This window comes from Microbacterium ureisolvens (assembly GCF_019511645.1).
Classification (GTDB): Bacteria; Actinomycetota; Actinomycetes; order Actinomycetales; family Microbacteriaceae; genus Microbacterium; species Microbacterium ureisolvens_A.
The window spans coordinates 19,855-38,798 of record NZ_JAEUAX010000001.1 but is presented as its reverse complement, the minus strand read 5'-3'; the positions used below and the strand labels follow the sequence as shown (position 1 = coordinate 38,798).

Sequence of the window (18,944 nt, the reverse complement as noted above, 5' to 3'; positions counted from 1 at the left end):
CGGTGCCGGGGATCTATCTCGCCGCCATCCTCGCCTCCGCCGCGGGCGTGCTGCTGATCGACCGGCGCTGGCGCCTGGCCGCGTGGCACGCGCCCGGACGCACGGCCCTGGCGGTCGGCATCGGCACGGCGTTCTTCCTCGCGTGGGACGCCGTCGGCATCGCGACGGGCGTCTTCGTCAAGGGCGACAGCGCCCTGCTGCTCGGCGTCGACCTCGCCCCGCATCTTCCCGTCGAAGAGCCCGTCTTCCTGGCGTTCCTGAGCTACCTGGCGCTCGTCGCGTGGTCGGGGGCTCTGCGGCTGACTGAGCGACGGAAGACGGATGCTGCGCCCCCGCGCTCGGAGGCGGCTCGATGACGTACTCCCTCATCATCGTGCCGTTCGCCGTAATCACGATGGTCGTGGTGCTGTTGACGGTGCGGCTCCCCGGATTCGGTCGCAGGATGACGGCATCGGTCATCGCCGCGGGCATTCTCGTCGCGTTGACCGCCGTGTTCGACAACGCGATGATCGCGGCGGGGCTGTTCACGTACCCGGAGACCCTGATCTCGGGGGTGCGGATCGGGCTCGCGCCGATCGAGGATCTCGCCTACCCGGTGTGCGCGGCATTCCTCGTCCCGGCCGTGTTCACGTTGCTGACCGGCTCGCGTGCCGGCCAGGAGGTGCGCTCGTGACCTCCGCGCCGCCCCTGCGCGCCGGCGCCGTCGCGCGCCAGCTGCTGGTCGCCTCACGGCCGGTCAGCTGGATCAACACGGCGTACCCGTTCGCGGCAGCGTATGTCATGACGACGCGCGAGCTGGACCTCACCCTTGTGATCGGCACGCTGTTCTTCCTGGTGCCGTACAACCTCGCGATGTACGGCATCAACGACGTCTTCGACTACGAGTCGGATCTGCGCAATCCCCGCAAAGGCGGGGCGCACGGCGCGGTGCTCGATCGGCGGATGCACCGGGTGACCCTGTGGGCCTCCGCGCTGCTGTGCGTGCCGTTCGTCGCCTATCTCCTGGCGGTCGGGTCGGCCCTGTCCTGGCTCGTCCTCGGCGCGAGTCTGTTCTTCGTCGTGTTCTACAGTGCGCCGCCACTGCGGCTGAAAGAGCGGCCGTTCCTGGATTCGGTGACCAGCAGCATCCACTTCTTCTCACCCGCGGTGTACGGTCTCGTGCTGGCGGACGCCACGTGGACGCCGCCACTCGTCGCGCTCATCGCCGCGTTCGCGCTGTGGGGCGTGGCCTCGCACGCGTTCGGAGCGGTGCAGGACGTCGTGGCCGACCGCGAAGCGGGCATCGCGTCGATCGCCACGGCGCGCGGCGCGCGCTGGACGGTCCGCTTCGCCCTCGCCTGCTACGCCGCCGCGGGCGCCGCGATGCTCGCGACGACGTGGCCGGGGCCGATCGCAGCCGTGCTCGTGCTGCCCTACCTCGTGACGGTATGGCCGTACCGCTCGATCGCGGACGCCGATGCGGCCGCCGCGACGACCGGATGGCGACGCTTCCTGTGGCTCAACCAGTTCTCGGGCTTCGCGGTCACGCTGCTGCTCATCTGGTACGCGTTCCTCACGGCCTGAACGGGAACACCGAAGGCCGGCCCCGGCGGGACCGGCCTTCGTGCGTGTGGCTTACTGGTCGCCGAGCTCGATGAGCTTCTCGACGGCCGCGGTGAGACGCTCGTCCGCCTCGCCGTATGCCGCCCAGTCGCCCGCCTCGAGCGCCGTCTGACGGTCGAGCATCGCCTGCTGCGCCTCCTGGAGCGCGGCCTGGTACTCGTCGGTCGGCTCGGCCGGAGTGGTCGGCTCGGTCGGCGTCGGCTCCGGGGTCGGTGCGGGCGTCGCGCCCGGCGTGGGCTGAACGTCGGTGTCACCCGCATCGGCACCGGAATCTCCGCCGAACAGCGTGTCGAGCGCTTCGTTCAGCGTGTCCTCGAAGGCGATGTCGTCGCCGAACGACACCAGCACCTTCTGGAGCTTGGGCAGCTTCGTGCCCGTCGAGGACTGCACGAACACGGGTTGCACGTAGAGCAGACCGCCACCGACGGGGAGGGTCAGCAGATTGCCGTTCAGCACCTCCGACTGACCCTGCTTCAGCAGGTTGATCTGCGCCGAGATCTGCGGATCGGAGTTGAAGGTGTTCTGCACCTGGCCGGGACCGGGCACCGTCGTCTCGGCGTCGATCACCAGCATCCTGAGTTTCCCGTAGTCGTCGCTCTTGACCCCCGCCTCGTTCCCGGCGTTCGAGTCCACGGCGAGATAGCCCATCAGCACGTTGCGGGTATTGCCCGCCGTCGCCGCCGGGATGAACGACGTGAACATGGAGTACGTCGGCTGATCCTGGTCGGGCATCTGCATCGTCAGGTAGTACGGCGGCTGGAGCTGCGTCTCCTCCTGCGGGTCATTGGGCGTCTGCCAGCGGTTGTCGCTCTGGTAGAACGAGCGCGCGTCATCGACGTGATAGACCCCGAGGATCGTGCGCTGCACCTTGAACAGGTCGGTCGGGTATCGGACGTGGCTGATCAGGTCGGCCGACATCTCGCTGATCGGCTTGATCGTCGACGGGTACACCTTCTGCCAGGACTGCAGCACCGGGTCTTCCTCGTCCCACGCGTAGAGCGTGACGGAGCCGTCATAGGCGTCGACAGTCGCCTTCACCGAGTTGCGGATGTAGTTGATGTCATCGAGCGCGAACCGCGGGGCGGGGTTGGACGAGTCCGAGATGGCGGAGGTCAGGCTCACCGTCGAGGAGTAGGGGAAGTTGGCGCTCAGCGTGTAGCCGTCGATGATCCACACGATGCGGCCGTCGACCACACTCGGGTAGGCGTCGTTGTCGAGCGTCAGGTACGGCGCCGCCTTCTGCACGCGATCGCGCGGGTTGCGGTCGTAGAGGATCTGCGAGTCCTCGTTCACGTAGTCGGAGAACAGGATCTGCTCGGCCTGGAACTTGAGCGCGTAGATGAGCCTGTTGAAGACGTTGCCGAGGCTCGGCCCGCCCTCGCCGTCGAACGTGGTCTTCGTCTCGCCGGAGCCGTCCTCGCCCGAGGGGTAGTCGAGCTCGACCGGCTCCGAACCCTCGGGCGCTCCGACGATGGAATACGTCGGCGAATACTCGCCGAAGTACACCCGCGGCTGGAAGTCCTCCTGGTCGGAGAGGAAGCCCGCGGCAGGGATGCCCCGCTCGAGGAACACGGGGTCGCCCTCGTTCGTGCGGTCGTTGCCCTTGGCTGCCACGAGCCCGTAGCCGTGCGTGTAGACGACGGCCGAGTTCTGCCAGTCGGCGGCGTTGCCCAGCTGGGCGAGGTTGAGCTCGCGCACAGAGACCACGGTGTCCTGCGCGACGCCGTCGATGTCGTACCGGTCGACGTCCAGCGGGTCGGCGAACTGGTAGTAGGACCGGTACTGCTCGAGCTGGCGCACGTTGGGCGAGATGATCGCGGGGTCCATGATGCGCACCTGCGCGGTCGTGGCCGCGTCGTCGCGCAGCTGGCCGGCCTCGACATCCGTCACGGCCGTGAAGTCCTCCTGGTCGAGGCTGTCGACGCCGTACGCCTCGTGGGTCATGTCGACGTTGCGCTGGTAGTACTCCTCTTCCAGCGCGAAGCGGTTCGGCTGCACCTGGAAGGTGTTGACCACCCACGGGTAGCCGACGCCGACCACGATCGCCGACACCACCAGCAGTGCGGTCGCGATGAGCGGATAGCGCCAGCGGCCGATGACCGCGGTGACGAAGAAGAGGATCGCGACGATGACGGCCGCGAAGGCGAGGATCGTCTGGCCGGGGATGATCGCGTTGACGCCGGTGTAGCCCGGACCCGTGATGCGGTCGCCGGGCTCGACGAGCGTCTTGTACCGGTCGAGCCACAGGCTTGCACCCTGCACCAGCAGGTAGAGGCCCGCGATCACCGCGAGCTGGATGCGCGCCGACTTCGAGATGCGCAGCTCCCGCTGACCGATGCGCACCGAGCCGTACAGGTACGACACCAGCGCCGTGACGAGCAGGCAGATCAACAGCACCGCGGAGGTGAAGCCGACGAGCGAGCTCCAGAACGGCATCGCGAACATGTAGAAGCCGGTGTCGAGCCCGAACTCGGGGTCGGTCGTGTCGGTGGCGACACCGTTGAACCACAGCCAGGTGGTCTCCCACTGCGCCGAGGCGGCGAAGCCGGCGAAGAACCCGAAGAAGATCGGGATGCCCCACATCGCGAGGCGGCGCAGCGGCTCGACGACCTCCTGGTAACGGTCGAGCTGGGAGCTCAGGCGCGCGTACACCGGACGCAGCCGGTACGCGAGCTGGATCGAGAGCCACACCGGCACAGCCATGCCGAGGAAGCCGACGACGAACATCACGACGCGCGCGACCCACTGGGTCAGCAGCACCTCCGAGAACCCGAGCTGGTCGTACCAGAGCCAGTCCGCGTAGAGGCTGGCGAAGATGAAGAACGCCACAACGAGTGCGGCGATGACCGCGAGGGTGATGGCGATGACGCGTCGGGTGCGAGAGGGTGTGGCCGGGGTCGGCGCGGAGGTCGTGGTCACGTTCCCATCCTAGGCGCGCGATTCTCGGCGCCCGCCTTGTCCTCCCTGGGCGAACTCTAAGAAACTCGCAACGTTTCGGGCACGATCCTCGTCACCGCACGGCGCAGGTCGGGAGCGAATCGAGATCGCCGCCCTCGCTCACCGCGTCGAGCACGGCCAGGGCGTCGTCGAGGTCCTCCACCGAGAACACACGCAGATCGCCGGGGATGTGGCCCACGACCTCGTCGCAGTTCGCCTCGGGGGCGAGGAACCACCGTGCCCCGGCATCAACCGCGCCCCACATCTTCTGACGGATGCCGCCGATCGGCCCGACCTCGCCGTCGGCGGTGATCGTGCCCGTGCCGGCGACCTGCTCACCGCCGTTGAGCTCGCCCGGGGTGAGCGTGTCGATGATGCCGAGCGCGAACATCATGCCGGCGCTCGGACCGCCGACGTTGTTGAGCTGGATCGTGACGTCGATCGGGAAGTCGTAGTCCGTGGTGAGGTTGACCCCCAGGATCCAGCTCGTCTCGCGCTCGTCGTCGGTGGTCTCCTTCGGGGTGACCTCCACGGTCTGCTGCTCGCCGTCCCGCTCGATGAGCAGCTCGACGGGCGCGCCCTCCCCCTCGTTGATGACGGAGCGGAGGGTAGAGACGTCCGTGAGTTCCTCGCCGTTCGCCGCGAGGATCAGATCGCCCGGCTCGAGGATGCCCTCGGCGGCGGCACCGTCGATGATGGAGTGCACCGCCAGCGTCGCCCCGACGTCGTAGCCGAGCTCCGTCAGCGCGGCGGCAGTCGCCTCGTGCTGCGAGTCCACCATCATCCGGGCGCTCTCCTCGTTGCGCTCGTCGGTGGTCTGATCCTCGGGGAAGATCGCGTCGATCGGCATGACGGCACGGCTCGGGTCGAACCACGCCATAGCCAGCTCGAACCATGACGGCGTGTGCTCGCGGTTTCCCTGCACCTGCACGGTGAGGAGGTCCAGCGATCCGCCGGTCGGGTACGTGTCAGCGCCTTCGACCGAGATCAGGGGCACCTCGTCGCCGTCGGCGTTCTGAGCCGTGCCGAGGGTGTTGTACACCGGTCCGGGGCGCTGGATGACGTACGACGTCGGCAGGAACGTGATGACGAGCAGCACCACCATCGCGACGGCGAGCGCCCACACACCAGCCAGCGTGCGGCGCGACATCCGCGGCCGCGGGGCGGGCTCGATCGTCGTGTTCTCGTCGAACAGGGCCACGCGGGACCTCTCTTCCGTGCCTTGTCGTTGATGCGCCTGGTCGTTCGCGACCGGCGTAAGGCGTGAGGGGTCCCTGCCGGGGAGTGCGACGGATGCTGCGACTAGCGTAGAACGCAACCCCATCGACCGGCTGAAAGGCGGCTGAAGTGGCAGACGACGTCACGGGCGGGAGCGGCCCGAGCCCCGAGGACGACTTCCAGGAGCTCATCCGCCAGCTATTCGGCGGTGCGGCAGGAGACTTCGATCCCGAGCAGCTCTCGCGCCTGTCGGGCATGAACATCGACCCCGCGATGATGCAGGCGGTCATGCGGCAGCTGCAGGGCGCGTTCGAAGGCGCCGACGAGAGCGGCATCTCGTGGGACATGGCCAAGCGGCAGGCGCTGCACATCGCCAACCAGGAAGGCCTCGGCGTGACCGCGGGCCAGCGCACGGACCTCGACCAGGCGTTCGCCTTGGCGACGCTGTGGCTGAGCGAGGCGACCACCATCTCCGAACTGCCGACTCCGCCGGCAACGCTCACGCGCGGCGCGTGGGTCGACGCCACGCTGCCGGTATGGCAGGAGCTCGCGGCGCCGGTCGCGACGAGCATCGCGGACGCCCTCACGACGGCGCTGAGCGAGCAGGCACCCGAAGACATGCAGGGCCTGGTGCAGGGCGCCGGCCGCCTCATGCGCACGGTCGGCGGCTCTCTCTTCGCGTCTCAGCTGGGTCAGGTCGTCGGCAACCTGTCCAAGGAGGTCGTGAGCGGCGGCGACGTCGGCATCCCGCTGATGCCCGACGGTCAGGCGGCGATCCTCCCGCAGAACTTCGCCGACTTCGGCCGCGACCTCGAGGTGCCCGAGGACCAGCTCGCGCTCTACGTCGCCACGCGCGAACTCGCGCACGCGCGCCTGTTCCGCCACGCGCGCTGGCTGCGCCTGCACGTCATCTCACAGGTGACCGACTTCGCACGGGGCGTGCACGTCGATACCGACGCGCTCGAAGATCTCGCGACCCGCTTCGACCCGTCCGAGCCCGAGGAGCTCCGCCGTGCGATCGAGAGCGGCGCGCTCCTCCCGGCCCGCTCCGAGGCGCAGGATGCCGCCCTCGCACGGCTCGAGAACCTCCTCGCCGCCATCGAGGGATGGGTGGAGGTCGTCACCGAGGACGCCACGTCGCGGCTCCCCTCGGCGCACCGCATCTCGGAGGCCGTGCGCCGCCGCCGCGCCGTCGGCGGCCCTGCCGAGCGCGCGCTCGGTTCGCTCGTCGGCCTTGAGATCCGCCCGCGCCGCATGCGGGAGGCCGCCGCGATGTGGCGCGCCGTGACGGATGCGGTCGGCCCGGCCGCGCGCGACGCACTGTGGGACTACCCCGACCTCATGCCGGGCGCGTCCGACATCGACGATCCCGCGGCGCTCGTCGCCCGCCTGGAGGCACGCGCGCGCGGCGAAGAGCCGGTGCGCGATGAGATGGACGACGCCCTGGCGCGCCTGCTCGCGGGAGAGGAGCCCGGCGAATCGGCGGCGCGCGAGGCATCCGACGCTCCTTCCGAGTCGGACGGTTCCGGCGATGAGGGCGAGAGCGGCGCTCCTGACGACCATCGGCCCGTGTAGGAGTCGAACCGAAGCGGGTCACCGCCTCCTCCCCAGGCCGACGCGCCACCGCGAATCGGTGTCGTGGCCTGTGGATACCGGTCGCCTACGCCGGCTCGTGCGACAGGATCGGGCGCATGCTGCGACTCGACCCCTCGTATCCGCCCGTGTGGCGGACTGATTCGACGATCCAGTTCGGCGCGGAGCCGGTCGCCGTGCTCGACGATCCCCAGCCGTGGCAGCAGCGGCTGCTGCGCGAGCTCGAGCGCGGCATACCCGACGAAGCGGCCGTGCCGTTCGCGCAGGCGCTGGGCGCTCCCGACGCCGCGACGGCGGCGCGGTTCCTGTCGCGCATCCGCCGGGCGCTCGTGACGGATGCCGCGACCCCGCGCCGCGTGATGATCCACTGCGCTCAGGACGTGCCCGACCGGCATCGCGACGCGATCGCCGCGGGACTTTCCTCCGAGGGTTTCGCCGTCGACACCGCCCACCGCTTCGATCCCGTCGGGAGCGTCGGAACGGATGCCGCGGCCGTGGTCTTCGTCGTCCACCGCGTGGTGGCGCCCGGCGCGGCCGCCGCGCTCATGAGCGCGGACGTCGACCATGTGCCGGTCGCCCTCACCGGCTCGGGTGCGGAGGTCGGCCCCTTCGTCGAGCCGGGGCGGAGCGCATGCCTGGCCTGCGTCGCGGCTCACCGCCGCGACAGCGACCCGTCATGGCCCGTGGTGGCGGCGCAGCTGCTGGGTCGCGGTGTCGAGAGCGAGCCCTCCGTGCTGTGGGAGTCGGGCCTCGTCGCGGGCCGGCTCATCGCGGAGCGCGCGCGGCACCCTTCGGCCGACCGGACCCGCTCGGTGACCCTGCGCGCCGGCTCGCTGCACCGGCACGTGCGCTCGCACCGCCCGCACCCAGAGTGCCGTTGCCGATCTCTCGCAGGAACCGTGACGGCTGCCGCTCCCGTACGCCCCGCGCCCATGACAGTGACAGCGTTCGCCCGGCCCGCGTGATGCCGACGTACGCCAGCCGCCGCTCCTCGTCGATCTGCTCGAACGTCGTCGCATAGGAGATGGGAAGCAGGCCCTCCGCGACACCGACCAGATGCACGTGCTCCCACTCCAGGCCCTTCGCCGCGTGCAGCGTCGCGAGCGTCACGGTGCGCATCGCAGGCTCGTCGTGGGCTTTGGCCCGCGCGGTGAGCTCGTCCGCGAAGGCGCGCAGAGTCGTGCCGGCGGGAGCCTCCTCGGCGAGCCGCAACAGCGCGGCGCGGGCCTCCCAGGCGTCACGGAGCGCGCCGCCCGCCTCCGGCGGATCGTCGGTGAGGCCGCGAGAGCGCAGGATGTCGCGCACGGTGTCGACCAAGCCGCTCTCGATGGGGGCGACCGAGGCCGCGCGCAGCTCCATCACCGCCTGCCGCACCTCCGGCATGTCGAAGAAGCGGCGGCCGCCCAGCACCGTCGTCGCGATACCCGCGTCGGAGAGCGCCGCGACGAGCTCAGCCGACTGCGCGTGCGCGCGGTAGAGCACCGCGATGTGGCGCGGATCAGTGCCGTCCGCGATCTGCGCGGTGATCCGCGCCGCCACCGCGCGGGCCTCGTCCCGGTCGTCCTCGAACGCGGTCACCGTGGGAACCGCCGCAGCATCGGTGTCGCCGTCGCGGTCGGCGGCGGAGAGATGCAGCGCGCCGGGGCGCCCTCGCATGAGTTCGTTCGCGACGGCCAGGATAGGGGCATCCGACCGATAGTTCGTCTCGAGGCGGACGACGCGAGCGCCTTCGTACCGCGACGGGAAGTCGAGGAGGAATGCGGCATCGGCACCGGCGAACGAGTAGATGGTCTGACTCGCGTCGCCCACGACGCAGAGGTCGCGGCGGTCCCCCAGCCACAGCTCGAGCAGCCGGTTCTGCAGGGGTGAGACGTCCTGGAATTCGTCGACGGTGAAGTGGCGGTACTGCTCGCGCACGGCCTTGGCCACCTGCGGCTCAGCCTCGAGCATGCCCGCGCAGGCGAGCAGGACGTCCTCGAAGTCGAGCTGACGGCGCTCGTCCTTGAGCTTCTCGTATGCGTGCTGCAGGGCGACGACGCGGTCGACCCCGAGGCGGCCGACCCCGTTCGGGCGCGCCGCCGCGTACGCGTCGACGCTCAGCATCGAGACCTTCCGCCACTCGATCTCGGACGCGACGTCGCGCAGCGTGGCGACGTCGGGCGCGAGCCCGATGCCATCGGCGGCGTGCGCGAGCATGCGCACCTTGTTGTCGATGATTCCCGGGGCGGTGTCGCCGGCGAGCGACGGCCAGAAGAAGTTCAGCTGTGCGAGGGCGGCCGCGTGGAACGTGCGGGCCGACACCCCCGCCACACCCATCGCGCGCAGGCGCCCCCGCATCTCGCCGGCTGCCTTCGTCGTGAAGGTGACCGCCATGACGCGCCCGGGCGAGTATGCGCCGGTGTCGACCCCGTGCGCGATGCGATGCGTGATGACGCGGGTCTTGCCCGTGCCGGCTCCCGCCAGAACCGCCACCGGACCGCGCAGCGCGGTCGCCGCCTCGAGCTGGCGCTCGTCGAGCCCGGACAGGGCGCCGCCGTTCACCCGCGCTCCGCGTGCCAGTCGGCGATCAGCCGATGCGCGATGGACGCCCGCCCGGGCAGCACGACATCCCCGTCCCCGACGAGCGCCTTGCCGATCTCGTCGCGCGTGAACCAGCGGATCGCAGCGATCTCCTCGCCATCGGCGCGCGCCGCCGCATCGTCGCGCGACTCGGCGAGGAAGCCGACCATCAGCGAGCGCGGATAGGGCCATGCCTGAGACCCGCGGTACGTCACGGTGCCCACGTCGACGCCGGACTCCTCGGCGACCTCGCGACGCACTGCCGCCTCGAGCGACTCCCCCGCCTCGACGAACCCGGCGAAGCAGGAGAAACGGTCGGCGCCCCACAGCGCGTTCGAGCCGAGGAGGAGCAGGTCCGGGTCCTCCGCGCTCGTGATGGCGACGATCACCGCCGGGTCGGTGCGCGGGAAGTGCTGGCGCCCGCAGTTCGGGCAGCGTCGCGACCAGCCGGCATCGCCCAGGACGGTCCGCGTGCCGCATGCCGGGCAGAACGGGGCGTCGATCAGCCAGCGTCCGAGGCTCAGCGCCTCCACGAATGCGCCGGCATCGCGCGCCGAGAGCAGCGCTCCGACCGTGCGCAGGCCCGCCCACCCCGCCGGCGCGACGAACAGCTCATCGTCCTGGGATGCGAACACGGCCCCCAGCAGCGCCGCACCGTCATCGCCCCGGCCGAGGAACGCCCACTCAGCTCCGCCGGGAACGTCCGACGGTGTGAGCCACAGCAGCGCGTCCGCCGCCGCGAGCGGCGCGGAGTCGCCCACGACCACCAGGACTCGGGACCCAGCATCGCTCTTCGCCGACTCGAGGAGGTCGGGAATCAGCCTCTCATCGGCCGCGCGATCGAGTCCGGGATGCGCCAGCGGATTCAGACTCGTGCTGTCGGGCGCCGTCATCGAACATGCTCCGCTTCGTCGTTCAGGGCCGGGCGTGGCGCGGGGACGGACGAGCGTGGCCGACCTACCCTGGGCACATGGCACGCTCACCCCTCACTCTAGCCGCGTCGGTCACGTCGGCTCTCCCGCGGGTCGGCGTCGTCGGAGTCGGCGCCCTGACGGAGGGAGTCGGGGGCCGATACGACACGGCGGTCGCGGACCTCGACGACGGGCGGCGCGTGGTCGTGCGCGTCCCCGCCGACCCGTCGTCCGCCGCGGAGCTCGCCGCGGAGGTGCGCGCGCTGAGGGCGCTCACCCCAGGTGTGCGGGGCCTGCTGCCTTTCCGTGCGCCCGAGCTGCTCGGAGAGGGAGGCCTCGGCGACACGCGGGTGGTCGTCGTCGACTTCCTCCCCGGCTACCGCGTCGACGCCGCACATCTGCCGCCCGGACGCGGCGCTGCCACCTCGCTGGGCGCGGCGCTGGCGGCGCTGCACGCACTGCCGCACTCCATCGTCAAGGCCGAGGGGCTGCCCGCCCGCACCCCGCAGCAGGTGCGCGCCGACGTCACGCGCCTGATCGACCGTGCTATGGCGACCCGTCGGCTGCCGGTGAGCCTGGCGGAGCGCTGGCACCGCGCCGTGGACGCGGACGAGCTGTGGCGGTTCGAATCGGCCGTCGTGCTCGGCGGCGCCGGAGCCGCATCGTTCCTGTTCGAGGACCTCGACGGGGTCCCGACCGTGACCGGACTGCTCGACTGGCACGGACTGTCGATCGGCGACCCCGCGACCGACCTGCAATGGCTGGCGTCCGCGCCGGACGCCGCCGAAGACGTGTACGCCGCCTATGTCGCCGACAGCGGCCGCGCCCCCGATGCCCGGGCGCGCGAGCGCTCCCGCCTGTATGCCGAGCTCGAGTTCGCGAAATGGCTCGTGCACGGGCACGACACCGACCGCGACGACATCGTCGGCGACGCCGTCGAGCTGCTGGAGTCCCTGGCGGCGGGTGTGGCCGGCGACGACATCGTCTCGGCCGCCGCACTCGACGTCGACGACGCCATCGCGCTGCTCGAGCGCACGCCCGGCGCCGGCGCACCGACGATCGACACGTCGATGCAGACCGACGCGTACGATCCTGAAGAGCTGGCCCAGTGGGTCGCCGACGAGGACGACGCCCGGCACGAGTCCGGGCCGGTCGCCCCTGGCCCGGAGTCCTTCGACACGCAGGAGATCTCTGCCGACGACCTCGCTGCGTTCCGGCCCGTCGACCTGGACGCGTCGGCGGTGCAGCTGCCCGGCCGGCACCCGGACGACGACCTCTCCACCGCGCCCATCACGCTTCCCGGCGCGCGGGAGCAGGGCGCCGCTCCCGCGCGCGAAGACGAGGGCGGGCTGGATGCCGCGGCCGAGGCCGAGCGTGCGTCCGAGGCGGCACTGCGCCGCTGGCTCGCCGACTGACACGGCGCGGCGAGGCGGCGGACCGCCCGGCGCCGTCCATGGGGGTCAGTTGCGGAGGATGACGTCCTCCGCGACGTAGTACAGCGCGACGTCGATCTCGTCGAGAGGCACGTCATGCTTCGAGTGATAGGCCTGACGGTACAGCTCGAGCTGCAGCATCCGTTCGTCCTTCTCGGCGGGGGTGCGCGGGGCGACGCCGGTCTTCCAGTCGACGATCTCGATGCGGCCGCCGCGGTCCTCGCGGCGGTACACGGCGTCCAGCTTGCAGATCACGATGTGCGGCAGGCCGTCGGGGCCGATGGTGGTGAAATCGATCTCGGTCTCGACCTCGATCGGCCGCAGCGGTGCCCATTCCGACGCGAGGAAGCGTTCGCGCAGCGCCGCGAGTGCGGCGGCGTCTTCGGCGGATGCCTCGGTGCCCGGGACGTCTTCGTCGGTCTCCCACAGCGCGTCGTCGATCGAGCCGCCGAGCCCCGTGCGGCCGGAGCGCTGCTCGACCCACGCGTGGAAGAGAGTGCCGAGGCGTGTCTGGCGGAAGGGGCGCTCGGGCATCGGCCGGGCGATGCCCGCGAGGGTGCCGTCGAGGTCGGCGACGTACTCCTTATAGCGGGACGCGGCGATGCGGGTCGGCGCCGTGTGCACCGGGCGCGCGCGGCGCGCATCGCGCTCGGCGAGCAGCAGCGCCGCCTGCGGATCAATCTCGGCCCGGGGCGCGTCGAGTGCTTCCTGGACGGCCGCCGCGGCGCCGGCGACCGCCGCCCGCCGGGCGCCCAGCGGATCGATCGGCCACTGCAGCACGCGCCGCTCCCCCTGGTACGGGTCGTCGCCGGGCTCGTCGTCGGGGAGAGCCACGTCGAGCGCCTCGGCGATCTCGGCCAGGAACGTGCTGCGCGTCCGCGGGCGCTTGGTGCCCGACCACGTCGCCCCGGTGAGCAGCAGGTGGTCGCGGGCGCGGGTGACTGCGACGTACGCCAGCCGGCGGTCTTCTTCGAGCTGCCGGGCGCGGTTGGCCTCGACGAACGTCTCGATCGCCTCCTTGAGCTCCTGCTGGGTCGTCGCGGACTGCCAGCCGAGGGCGGGCAGCCAGGCCGAGTCGCCGCGGAACGCGTAGGGCAGCACGCCGAATCCGAGCCAGGCCTTCGTATCTCGCGGCGCACTCGGCAGCTCGTCCTTGACCAGGCGCACGACGGCGACGGCGTCCCACTCGAGCCCCTTCGACCCGTGGATCGTCAAGAGCTGCACGACGTCGTCCTCGGGCGGCTCGGTGCGGGGCGCGAACTCGTCCAGCTGCTCGGCGTGCTCGAGCCAGGCGAGCAGGCTCGTCAGCGAACCGGTCTCGTCGGCGGCGAGGAACGCGTGCACCTCGTCGACGAAAGCCCGCAGCTGCGCCGACGCGATGCGCGCAGGGCCTCGAGACTCGTTCGCGGCGAGCTCGATGTCGAGCCGCAGCTCCAGCTCGATCAGCCGCACCAGCTCCGGGATCGGCATGGCGCTCGCCTGACGCAGTCCCGCGAAGACGGATGCCGCGTCCCGCAGCCGCTCGCGCGCCTCGGGCGTGAAGCCTGCCAGCCAGCCGTGATCAGGCTTCTGGCGCAGGATGAAGTCGAGGGCGTCGACGAGTGACCCGTCGTCGTCGCCGGCGCTGCCCCGGATGCGCTCGACGACTTCGGGCGCGAGCGGCTGCAGTGCGGTGTCATGCCGCGCGAGCCGGCGGGACAGCGCCGCGAGTTCGCGCAGGTCGGGCAGACCGATCGCCCACCGTGGCCCCGACAGCAGCCGGATCAGCGCCGAGCCTGCCGACGGGTCGCTGATGACGCGCAGCGCGCACACCACGTCCACCACCTCGGGGGTCGAGAGCAGGCCGCCGAGGCCGAGGATCCGGTGCGGGATGCCCCGGCGCCCGAGCGCGTCGCCGAAGCGGACCATGTGCTTCTTGCTGCGGAAGAGGATTGCCCCGGTGGTCGTTCGACCGTCGTCGGCGCGCTCGGCGCGCACCCGCCCGAACCACTCCGCGACGCGCTCCGCCTCGGTGTCGAGGTCGGCATCGAAGCCGAGCTCGACGACTCCGGCGGGCGCCCCCGGACGCGGCTGCAGCTCGCCGACGGCGACGGAAGCCGACGCGGCGAGCGGCGCGAGCACGGCGTTCGCCGCCGTCAGCACCGAGGCGCTGTTGCGCCAGCTCGTGAGAAGCGAATACTGCGCGCAAGCCGCGCCGGGAGCGAATGCCGCCGCGAAGCCACCGAGGTTGCCCGCGCTGGCGCCGCGCCATCCGTAGATCGCCTGGTGCGGGTCACCGACCGCCATCACCCCTGTGCCGGCGAAGAGGGCGGCCAGAAGGTCGGTCTGGACGACGGAGGTGTCCTGGTACTCGTCCAGCAGCACGACGCGGTAGCGGTCGCGCAGCTCGTCGGCGACCGCGCTGTGGCTCGCGACCACCTGCAGTGCACCGGCGACCTGGTCGGAGAAGTCGATGACCCCGAGCCGGAGCTTCTCGGCTGCGTACTCGCGCGCGAGGTCTGCCAGCATTGCGAGCGCGTCGATCCGATCGGCGGCATCGGCGACGTCGGCGTAGACCGTCGTGCGCCGATTGGTCGACGGCAGCTCGCGCACGGCGCCGAAGCGCTCGGGGAACGCGGCGAGCGCGTCGAAGTCGACGAGGTTGTCGACCCCGTCGCGGGCGATGCGCAGCGCCGCGTCGACGATCGTGCGCACCGCTTCTCCTCGGGCCTCCAATCGCGGATCGTCGGAGGCGAACACGACGCGACGCATGAGGAGCCACGCCGCGGACTCCGAGAGGACCGCGGCCTCGGCATCGCGCCCGATCCGCAGCGCGTGCTCGCGCACGATCTGATCGGCGAAGCTGTTGTAGGTCGCGACGCTCGGCCGGTGCAGGAGCGCGTCGTCGACGGAGTCCTGCGGGAGGGCGGCCAGCCCGTGCGCGAGCGCATCGAGCAGGCGGTGACGCTCGGCCGACGCCCGCGCCCCGTCGAGGCCGGACCGCTCGAGCGCGCCGAACACGTCGAGCCGCCCTTCTTCCGCGAGCGCGGGGAGCGACGGCAGCAGGCCGCGGCGCTCGAACTCGGACAGGCGCGCGAGACGCTTCTGGATGCGCTCGGCGAGTTCGCCGGCGGCCTTGCGGGTGAAGGTCAGCCCGAGAACCTCGTCGCGGCGCACGATGCCGTTCGCGACCAGCCATACGACGCGGGCCGCCATCGTCTCGGTCTTGCCGCTGCCGGCGCCGGCGACGACGAGGGCGGGCGTCAGCGGCGCCTCGATGACGGCGACCTGCTCGTCGGTCGGCGGGAACTGTCCGAGTGCGGCGGCGATCACACGCGCCGAGAGGATCGGCGCCTCGGACACGGATCGCGTGTCCGCCGGCTGCACGAGGGTCACGAGGCGCTCACCGCGCCGACCGTGTGGATGCGGCACAGCCCATAGGAGTGCTCGTCGCGGCAGTGCTCCTCGTAAGGCGCGGTGAAGCTCACCCCGCGCATGACCCCGACCGCGGTGCGGATGCGGCCGACGAACGCCTCCCGGCGCTCGTCGTCGAACGGCGGCTGCCAGGGCGTGACGTAGTCGGACTTCGTCGCCGTGGGCCGGAGCACCAGGAGCTTGGCACCTCCGGGCGCGAAGCCCTTCGCCTCGGGGATCGCGCCCGACTCGAAGGCGAGCTGATAGGCGGCGAGCTGCGGGTTGTCGAGCACCTTGGCGTCGGTCTGCGGCTCCCGCTTGCCGGTCTTGAGATCCATGATGACCACCGTTCCCTCCGGAGTCAGCTCGACACGATCGATGTAACCCGACAGGAGGACGCGGTGCTCCCTCGCCTCGGCGACGACGTCGAACGCGGAGCCGGCCGCCCGGGGCTCGCCTGCTGCGTCGTCCAGTGGGATCACGACCTCGAAGTGCGGCTCTGCCCCGATCAGCTTCCCACCGGCGTCGTCGAACCGCCGCAGGTACAGGTGCAGGCGCCGCACCAGATCGCGTGCGCGGGTCTGCTCCGCGCGATCCCGCCAGCCCGCTTCGAACGTCAGCTCGCCCCAGCGCGACTCCACCTGCGCCCACAGGGCCGCCTCGTCGTGGCCGGACGCATGCTCGAGCGCCGCGTGGATGATGGTGCCGAGGCCCGCGGTGGTGCCGCCCGGAGCGCCGCCGAGGTCGGCGATGACCCAGTTGAGCTCGCACTCTTCCAGGGCGTGCAGCCGCGAGGGAGAGACGCGGACGTCCTCCCTGGCGAGATCGCGTAGCGGCCCGGTCGAGGTCGGCGCCGCGACGCCGTACCACTCGTGCGGCCAGGCACCTGGCACCCCGGCATCCGCCAGCAGCGCGAGCTGCTCCGCGGCCCGCGCCGCCGGCTGGGCGAGGAGCCCTGACACGGGGGCCGAGCGCAGACCCGCCGTCGTGAGGGTGCGCCGGTGCCGCGCGACGAGGCCGCGCAGCGATACGGGGTGATCGAGGTCGAAAGGCTCGGGGTCGGGCAGAAGCTCGAAGAACACGCTCGGACCGGTGTCGTCGTCGTCGACGGCCGTGACGATCACCTGGGCGGTCGCGCGCGACAGCGCGCGGGCGAGCAGTCGCAGCTCGTCGTGCATCGCCCCGCGGCGGCGGTCGAACGCGCCGAGGGTCTCGCCGTCGGCGCGGGTGGCGGCATCCGCGAGCCGCCAGGTGTCGAGGAGGCTCCCGCGCAGGCGGGTGTTGGGCCAGACGCCGTCCTGCACGCCGGCCACGACGACGGTGTCGAACTCGAGCCCGAGGGCACCGGCCGGCGTCATGATGCGCACACTGTCGTCGCGGGTCGGCGCTTCGAGGCGGTCCTCGGCGACGCCGCTGTCGAGGATCGACCGGGCGAAGACGCGCGGATCTGCGTCGAGCGACCGCTCGACGAAGCGCTTGGCGGCCTGGAAGAGCGCCACGAGCGCGTCGAGATCGCGGTTCGCCTGCTCGGCGAGGGGACCGTTGCCGCGGGCGAGCTCACCCCACGTGCGCTCGAGTGTGCTCCGGTCCCACGCCGTCCAGAGCAGCTCGTGCGCGGTCGCGCCGCGGTCGAGGTCCGCGCGCAAGGCCGCGAGCGTGCGCGCCAGCGATGCCGCACGCCGGGCCTCACGCGTGTCGATCAGGTCGAACTCGAGCGGCTGACGCATCGCCGAGAGCAGGAGCTCGCGACCCGAGCGCTCGGCGACCGCGGCGCTCTCCGCGCCCGCCCGAGCTTCGGCGCCCTCGACGCCACCTGCGCCCTCGACGCCATCGGCGCGGGGCACCTCGCTCCCGACGAGGCGTCTCAGCTCGGTGTGCCGCAGCGCCGAGCGCAGCCGGCGCAGCTCCATCACGTCGAGGCGTCCGTAGGTGCCGACGAGTGCCGCGGAGACATCGTCGAACGTCCACTCGTCGCGCGAGGCGAGCTCGATGAGGCGCAGCAGGTCGGCGACCGGCCGCACCGTGCCAAGGGCGCGCCCCGGGCCGCTCGAGCGAGCCGGCACCTCCCGGGCCGACAGCTCGGCCTCGAGCGCGGCGACCTGCCGCGTGTCGTGCGCGATGACGGCGCAGGCGCCCCACGGCACGCCGTCGTGCACGTGTCGCTCACGCAGCACCCGCGCGACGGCGTCGTACTCCTCCGCCGCCGAGCGCAGCGTGAGCACCCGCACGGAGTCGTCGGCCTCGGCGCCCGACGCCGCGCCGCGATGTGCGACCACGCCGACCGCGCCGATGCGCTGCGTGACGCGGCCGACGAGCTCCCGCTGCCACGCGGTGCCGCGATGCCCTTCGGCGAGCACGTGCACGGCGCCGAGCGACGCCGCCAGCCGGGCGAAGTTCTCCGGGGTGGCGCCGCGGAAGGAACCCGACCCGACGTCGGGGTCGCCGAAGGCGAGCACCGCGGCACCGCGGGCGCGCACGGCCTCGAGCAGCTCGACCCCACCGAGGGTGAGCTCTTGAGCATCGTCGACCAGCACCACCCGCGCTGCGTCGACCGCCGGGCTTCCCGCCGGAGCGGTCCTCAGCAGTCCGACGGCTTCGCGGACGAGCCCCGCGGCATCGCGGTGGGCGCCGCGCATGGCGCTCCGAACCTGCAGGTACTCGGAGAAGAAGGAGGACAGCGCCACCCAGGCCGGCAGCTCGTGGCGCTCGCCCAGCTCGCGCAGGCGGCGCGGTTCGATGCCGAGGGTGGTGCATTCCGCGAGGAACGTGCGCACCTCCGTGCGGAATTCGGACGTGCCGCGGATCGCCGGACCGAGCCAGTCCGGCCACCGCACAGCGCCGGCGGCTTCGTCCTCGTCGTCGCCTTCGAGGAGGTCGCGGATGATCTGGTCCTCGTCGCCGCCGGTGAGAAGCTGCGGCGGATCGGCGTCCGCGGCGACGGCGTGCGCCCGCACGATCTGGAAGGCGTACGAGGCGACCGAGCGCGCGAGCGGCCCCCTCGTCGCCACGCCCACGGCGAGGCCGAGCCGGTCGCGAAGGGCTGTCGCGGTCTGCCGCGAAGGGGTCAGCACGAGCACCGAATCGGGTTCGATGCCGCCCTCGATCAGGGCGGCGACGCGGGCGATCAGGGTCTCGGTCTTTCCGGCCCCCGGTGCTCCCACCACCACACCCGATGCGTCCGACGGCAATGCGAGCACGGCCCGCTGCGGTGCATCGGGGCGGTACGCCGCGCGGTCTGGCTTGCCCGAAGTCACCCCTCGACGCTAGCGCGAAGGGGCGACATCGGCGTTCGCCCAGA

At 71.8% G+C, this 18,944-nt stretch carries 11 protein-coding genes; 5 read left to right on the top strand and 6 right to left on the bottom strand.

Annotated features, from left to right (window positions below):
- Positions 1 to 2: 2 nt before the first annotated feature.
- From JNB61_RS00165 to JNB61_RS00155, 3 genes are read left to right on the top strand one after another with little or no spacing between them, the layout of a single operon-like run.
- Positions 3 to 356, top strand: coding sequence for a lycopene cyclase domain-containing protein (locus JNB61_RS00165; protein WP_220287131.1), 354 nt, complete (start codon positions 3 to 5; stop codon positions 354 to 356).
- Positions 353 to 673 (top strand): lycopene cyclase domain-containing protein, encoded by a 321-nt coding sequence (locus tag JNB61_RS00160; protein WP_159843431.1) that lies wholly within the window; start codon positions 353 to 355, stop codon positions 671 to 673. The genes JNB61_RS00165 and JNB61_RS00160 overlap by 4 nt, the downstream gene beginning before the upstream one ends.
- A complete protein-coding gene (locus JNB61_RS00155; protein WP_308291168.1) occupies positions 670 to 1,563 on the top strand; it encodes a prenyltransferase in 894 nt (297 codons plus the stop codon). Before JNB61_RS00160 ends, JNB61_RS00155 begins: the two co-directional genes overlap by 4 nt.
- A gap of 51 nt (positions 1,564 to 1,614) precedes the next feature.
- Here the strand turns inward: JNB61_RS00155 and JNB61_RS00150 are convergent, their stop codons facing one another.
- Both JNB61_RS00150 and JNB61_RS00145 read right to left on the bottom strand, forming a co-directional pair.
- Positions 1,615 to 4,521 carry a UPF0182 family membrane protein gene (locus tag JNB61_RS00150; protein ID WP_159843430.1) on the bottom strand — a complete coding sequence of 969 codons (2,907 nt, stop codon included), beginning with the start codon at positions 4,519 to 4,521 and terminating at the stop codon, positions 1,615 to 1,617.
- A 91-nt stretch (positions 4,522 to 4,612) separates the two neighbouring features.
- The gene (locus tag JNB61_RS00145) at positions 4,613 to 5,740 is read right to left on the bottom strand and encodes a YlbL family protein (protein WP_220338419.1); all 1,128 of its coding nucleotides are present in this window, start codon (positions 5,738 to 5,740) and stop codon (positions 4,613 to 4,615) included.
- A 146-nt stretch (positions 5,741 to 5,886) separates the two neighbouring features.
- Between JNB61_RS00145 and JNB61_RS00140 the strand changes: the two genes are divergently transcribed.
- Positions 5,887 to 7,332 (top strand): zinc-dependent metalloprotease, encoded by a 1,446-nt coding sequence (locus tag JNB61_RS00140; protein WP_220338418.1) that lies wholly within the window; start codon positions 5,887 to 5,889, stop codon positions 7,330 to 7,332.
- 783 nt (positions 7,333 to 8,115) lie between these two features.
- On the opposite strand, the gene JNB61_RS00135 is transcribed toward JNB61_RS00140, so the two are convergent.
- Complete coding sequence (locus JNB61_RS00135) at positions 8,116 to 9,891, bottom strand: ATP-dependent helicase (protein ID WP_220287122.1); 1,776 nt, start codon at positions 9,889 to 9,891, stop codon at positions 8,116 to 8,118.
- Positions 9,888 to 10,802: an NAD(+) diphosphatase gene (nudC, locus tag JNB61_RS00130; protein ID WP_220287120.1), complete on the bottom strand. Its 915-nt coding sequence runs from the start codon at positions 10,800 to 10,802 to the stop codon at positions 9,888 to 9,890. The genes JNB61_RS00135 and nudC overlap by 4 nt, the downstream gene beginning before the upstream one ends.
- Before the next feature lie 77 nt (positions 10,803 to 10,879).
- On the opposite strand from nudC, the gene JNB61_RS00125 reads away from it, so the two are divergent.
- The gene (locus JNB61_RS00125; RefSeq protein WP_220338417.1) at positions 10,880 to 12,235 is read left to right on the top strand and encodes a phosphotransferase; all 1,356 of its coding nucleotides are present in this window, start codon (positions 10,880 to 10,882) and stop codon (positions 12,233 to 12,235) included.
- Between the two features lie 45 nt (positions 12,236 to 12,280).
- Here JNB61_RS00125 and JNB61_RS00120 read toward each other — a convergent pair whose 3' ends face one another.
- Positions 12,281 to 15,628, bottom strand: coding sequence for an ATP-dependent DNA helicase (locus tag JNB61_RS00120; protein ID WP_374226576.1), 3,348 nt, complete (start codon positions 15,626 to 15,628; stop codon positions 12,281 to 12,283).
- Positions 15,625 to 18,900: an ATP-dependent helicase gene (locus JNB61_RS00115; protein WP_220338416.1), complete on the bottom strand. Its 3,276-nt coding sequence runs from the start codon at positions 18,898 to 18,900 to the stop codon at positions 15,625 to 15,627. The genes JNB61_RS00120 and JNB61_RS00115 overlap by 4 nt, the downstream gene beginning before the upstream one ends.
- Between the last annotated feature and the right edge of the window lie 44 nt (positions 18,901 to 18,944).

Excerpts from the sequence above, each read along its gene's own strand:
- JNB61_RS00125 (WP_220338417.1), top strand. The coding sequence starts at position 10,880 with ATGGCACGCTCACCCCTCACTCTAGCCGCGTCGGTCACGTCGGCTCTC.
- JNB61_RS00160 (WP_159843431.1), top strand. The coding sequence starts at position 353 with ATGACGTACTCCCTCATCATCGTGCCGTTCGCCGTAATCACGATGGTC.
- nudC (WP_220287120.1), bottom strand. The coding sequence starts at position 10,802 with ATGACGGCGCCCGACAGCACGAGTCTGAATCCGCTGGCGCATCCCGGA.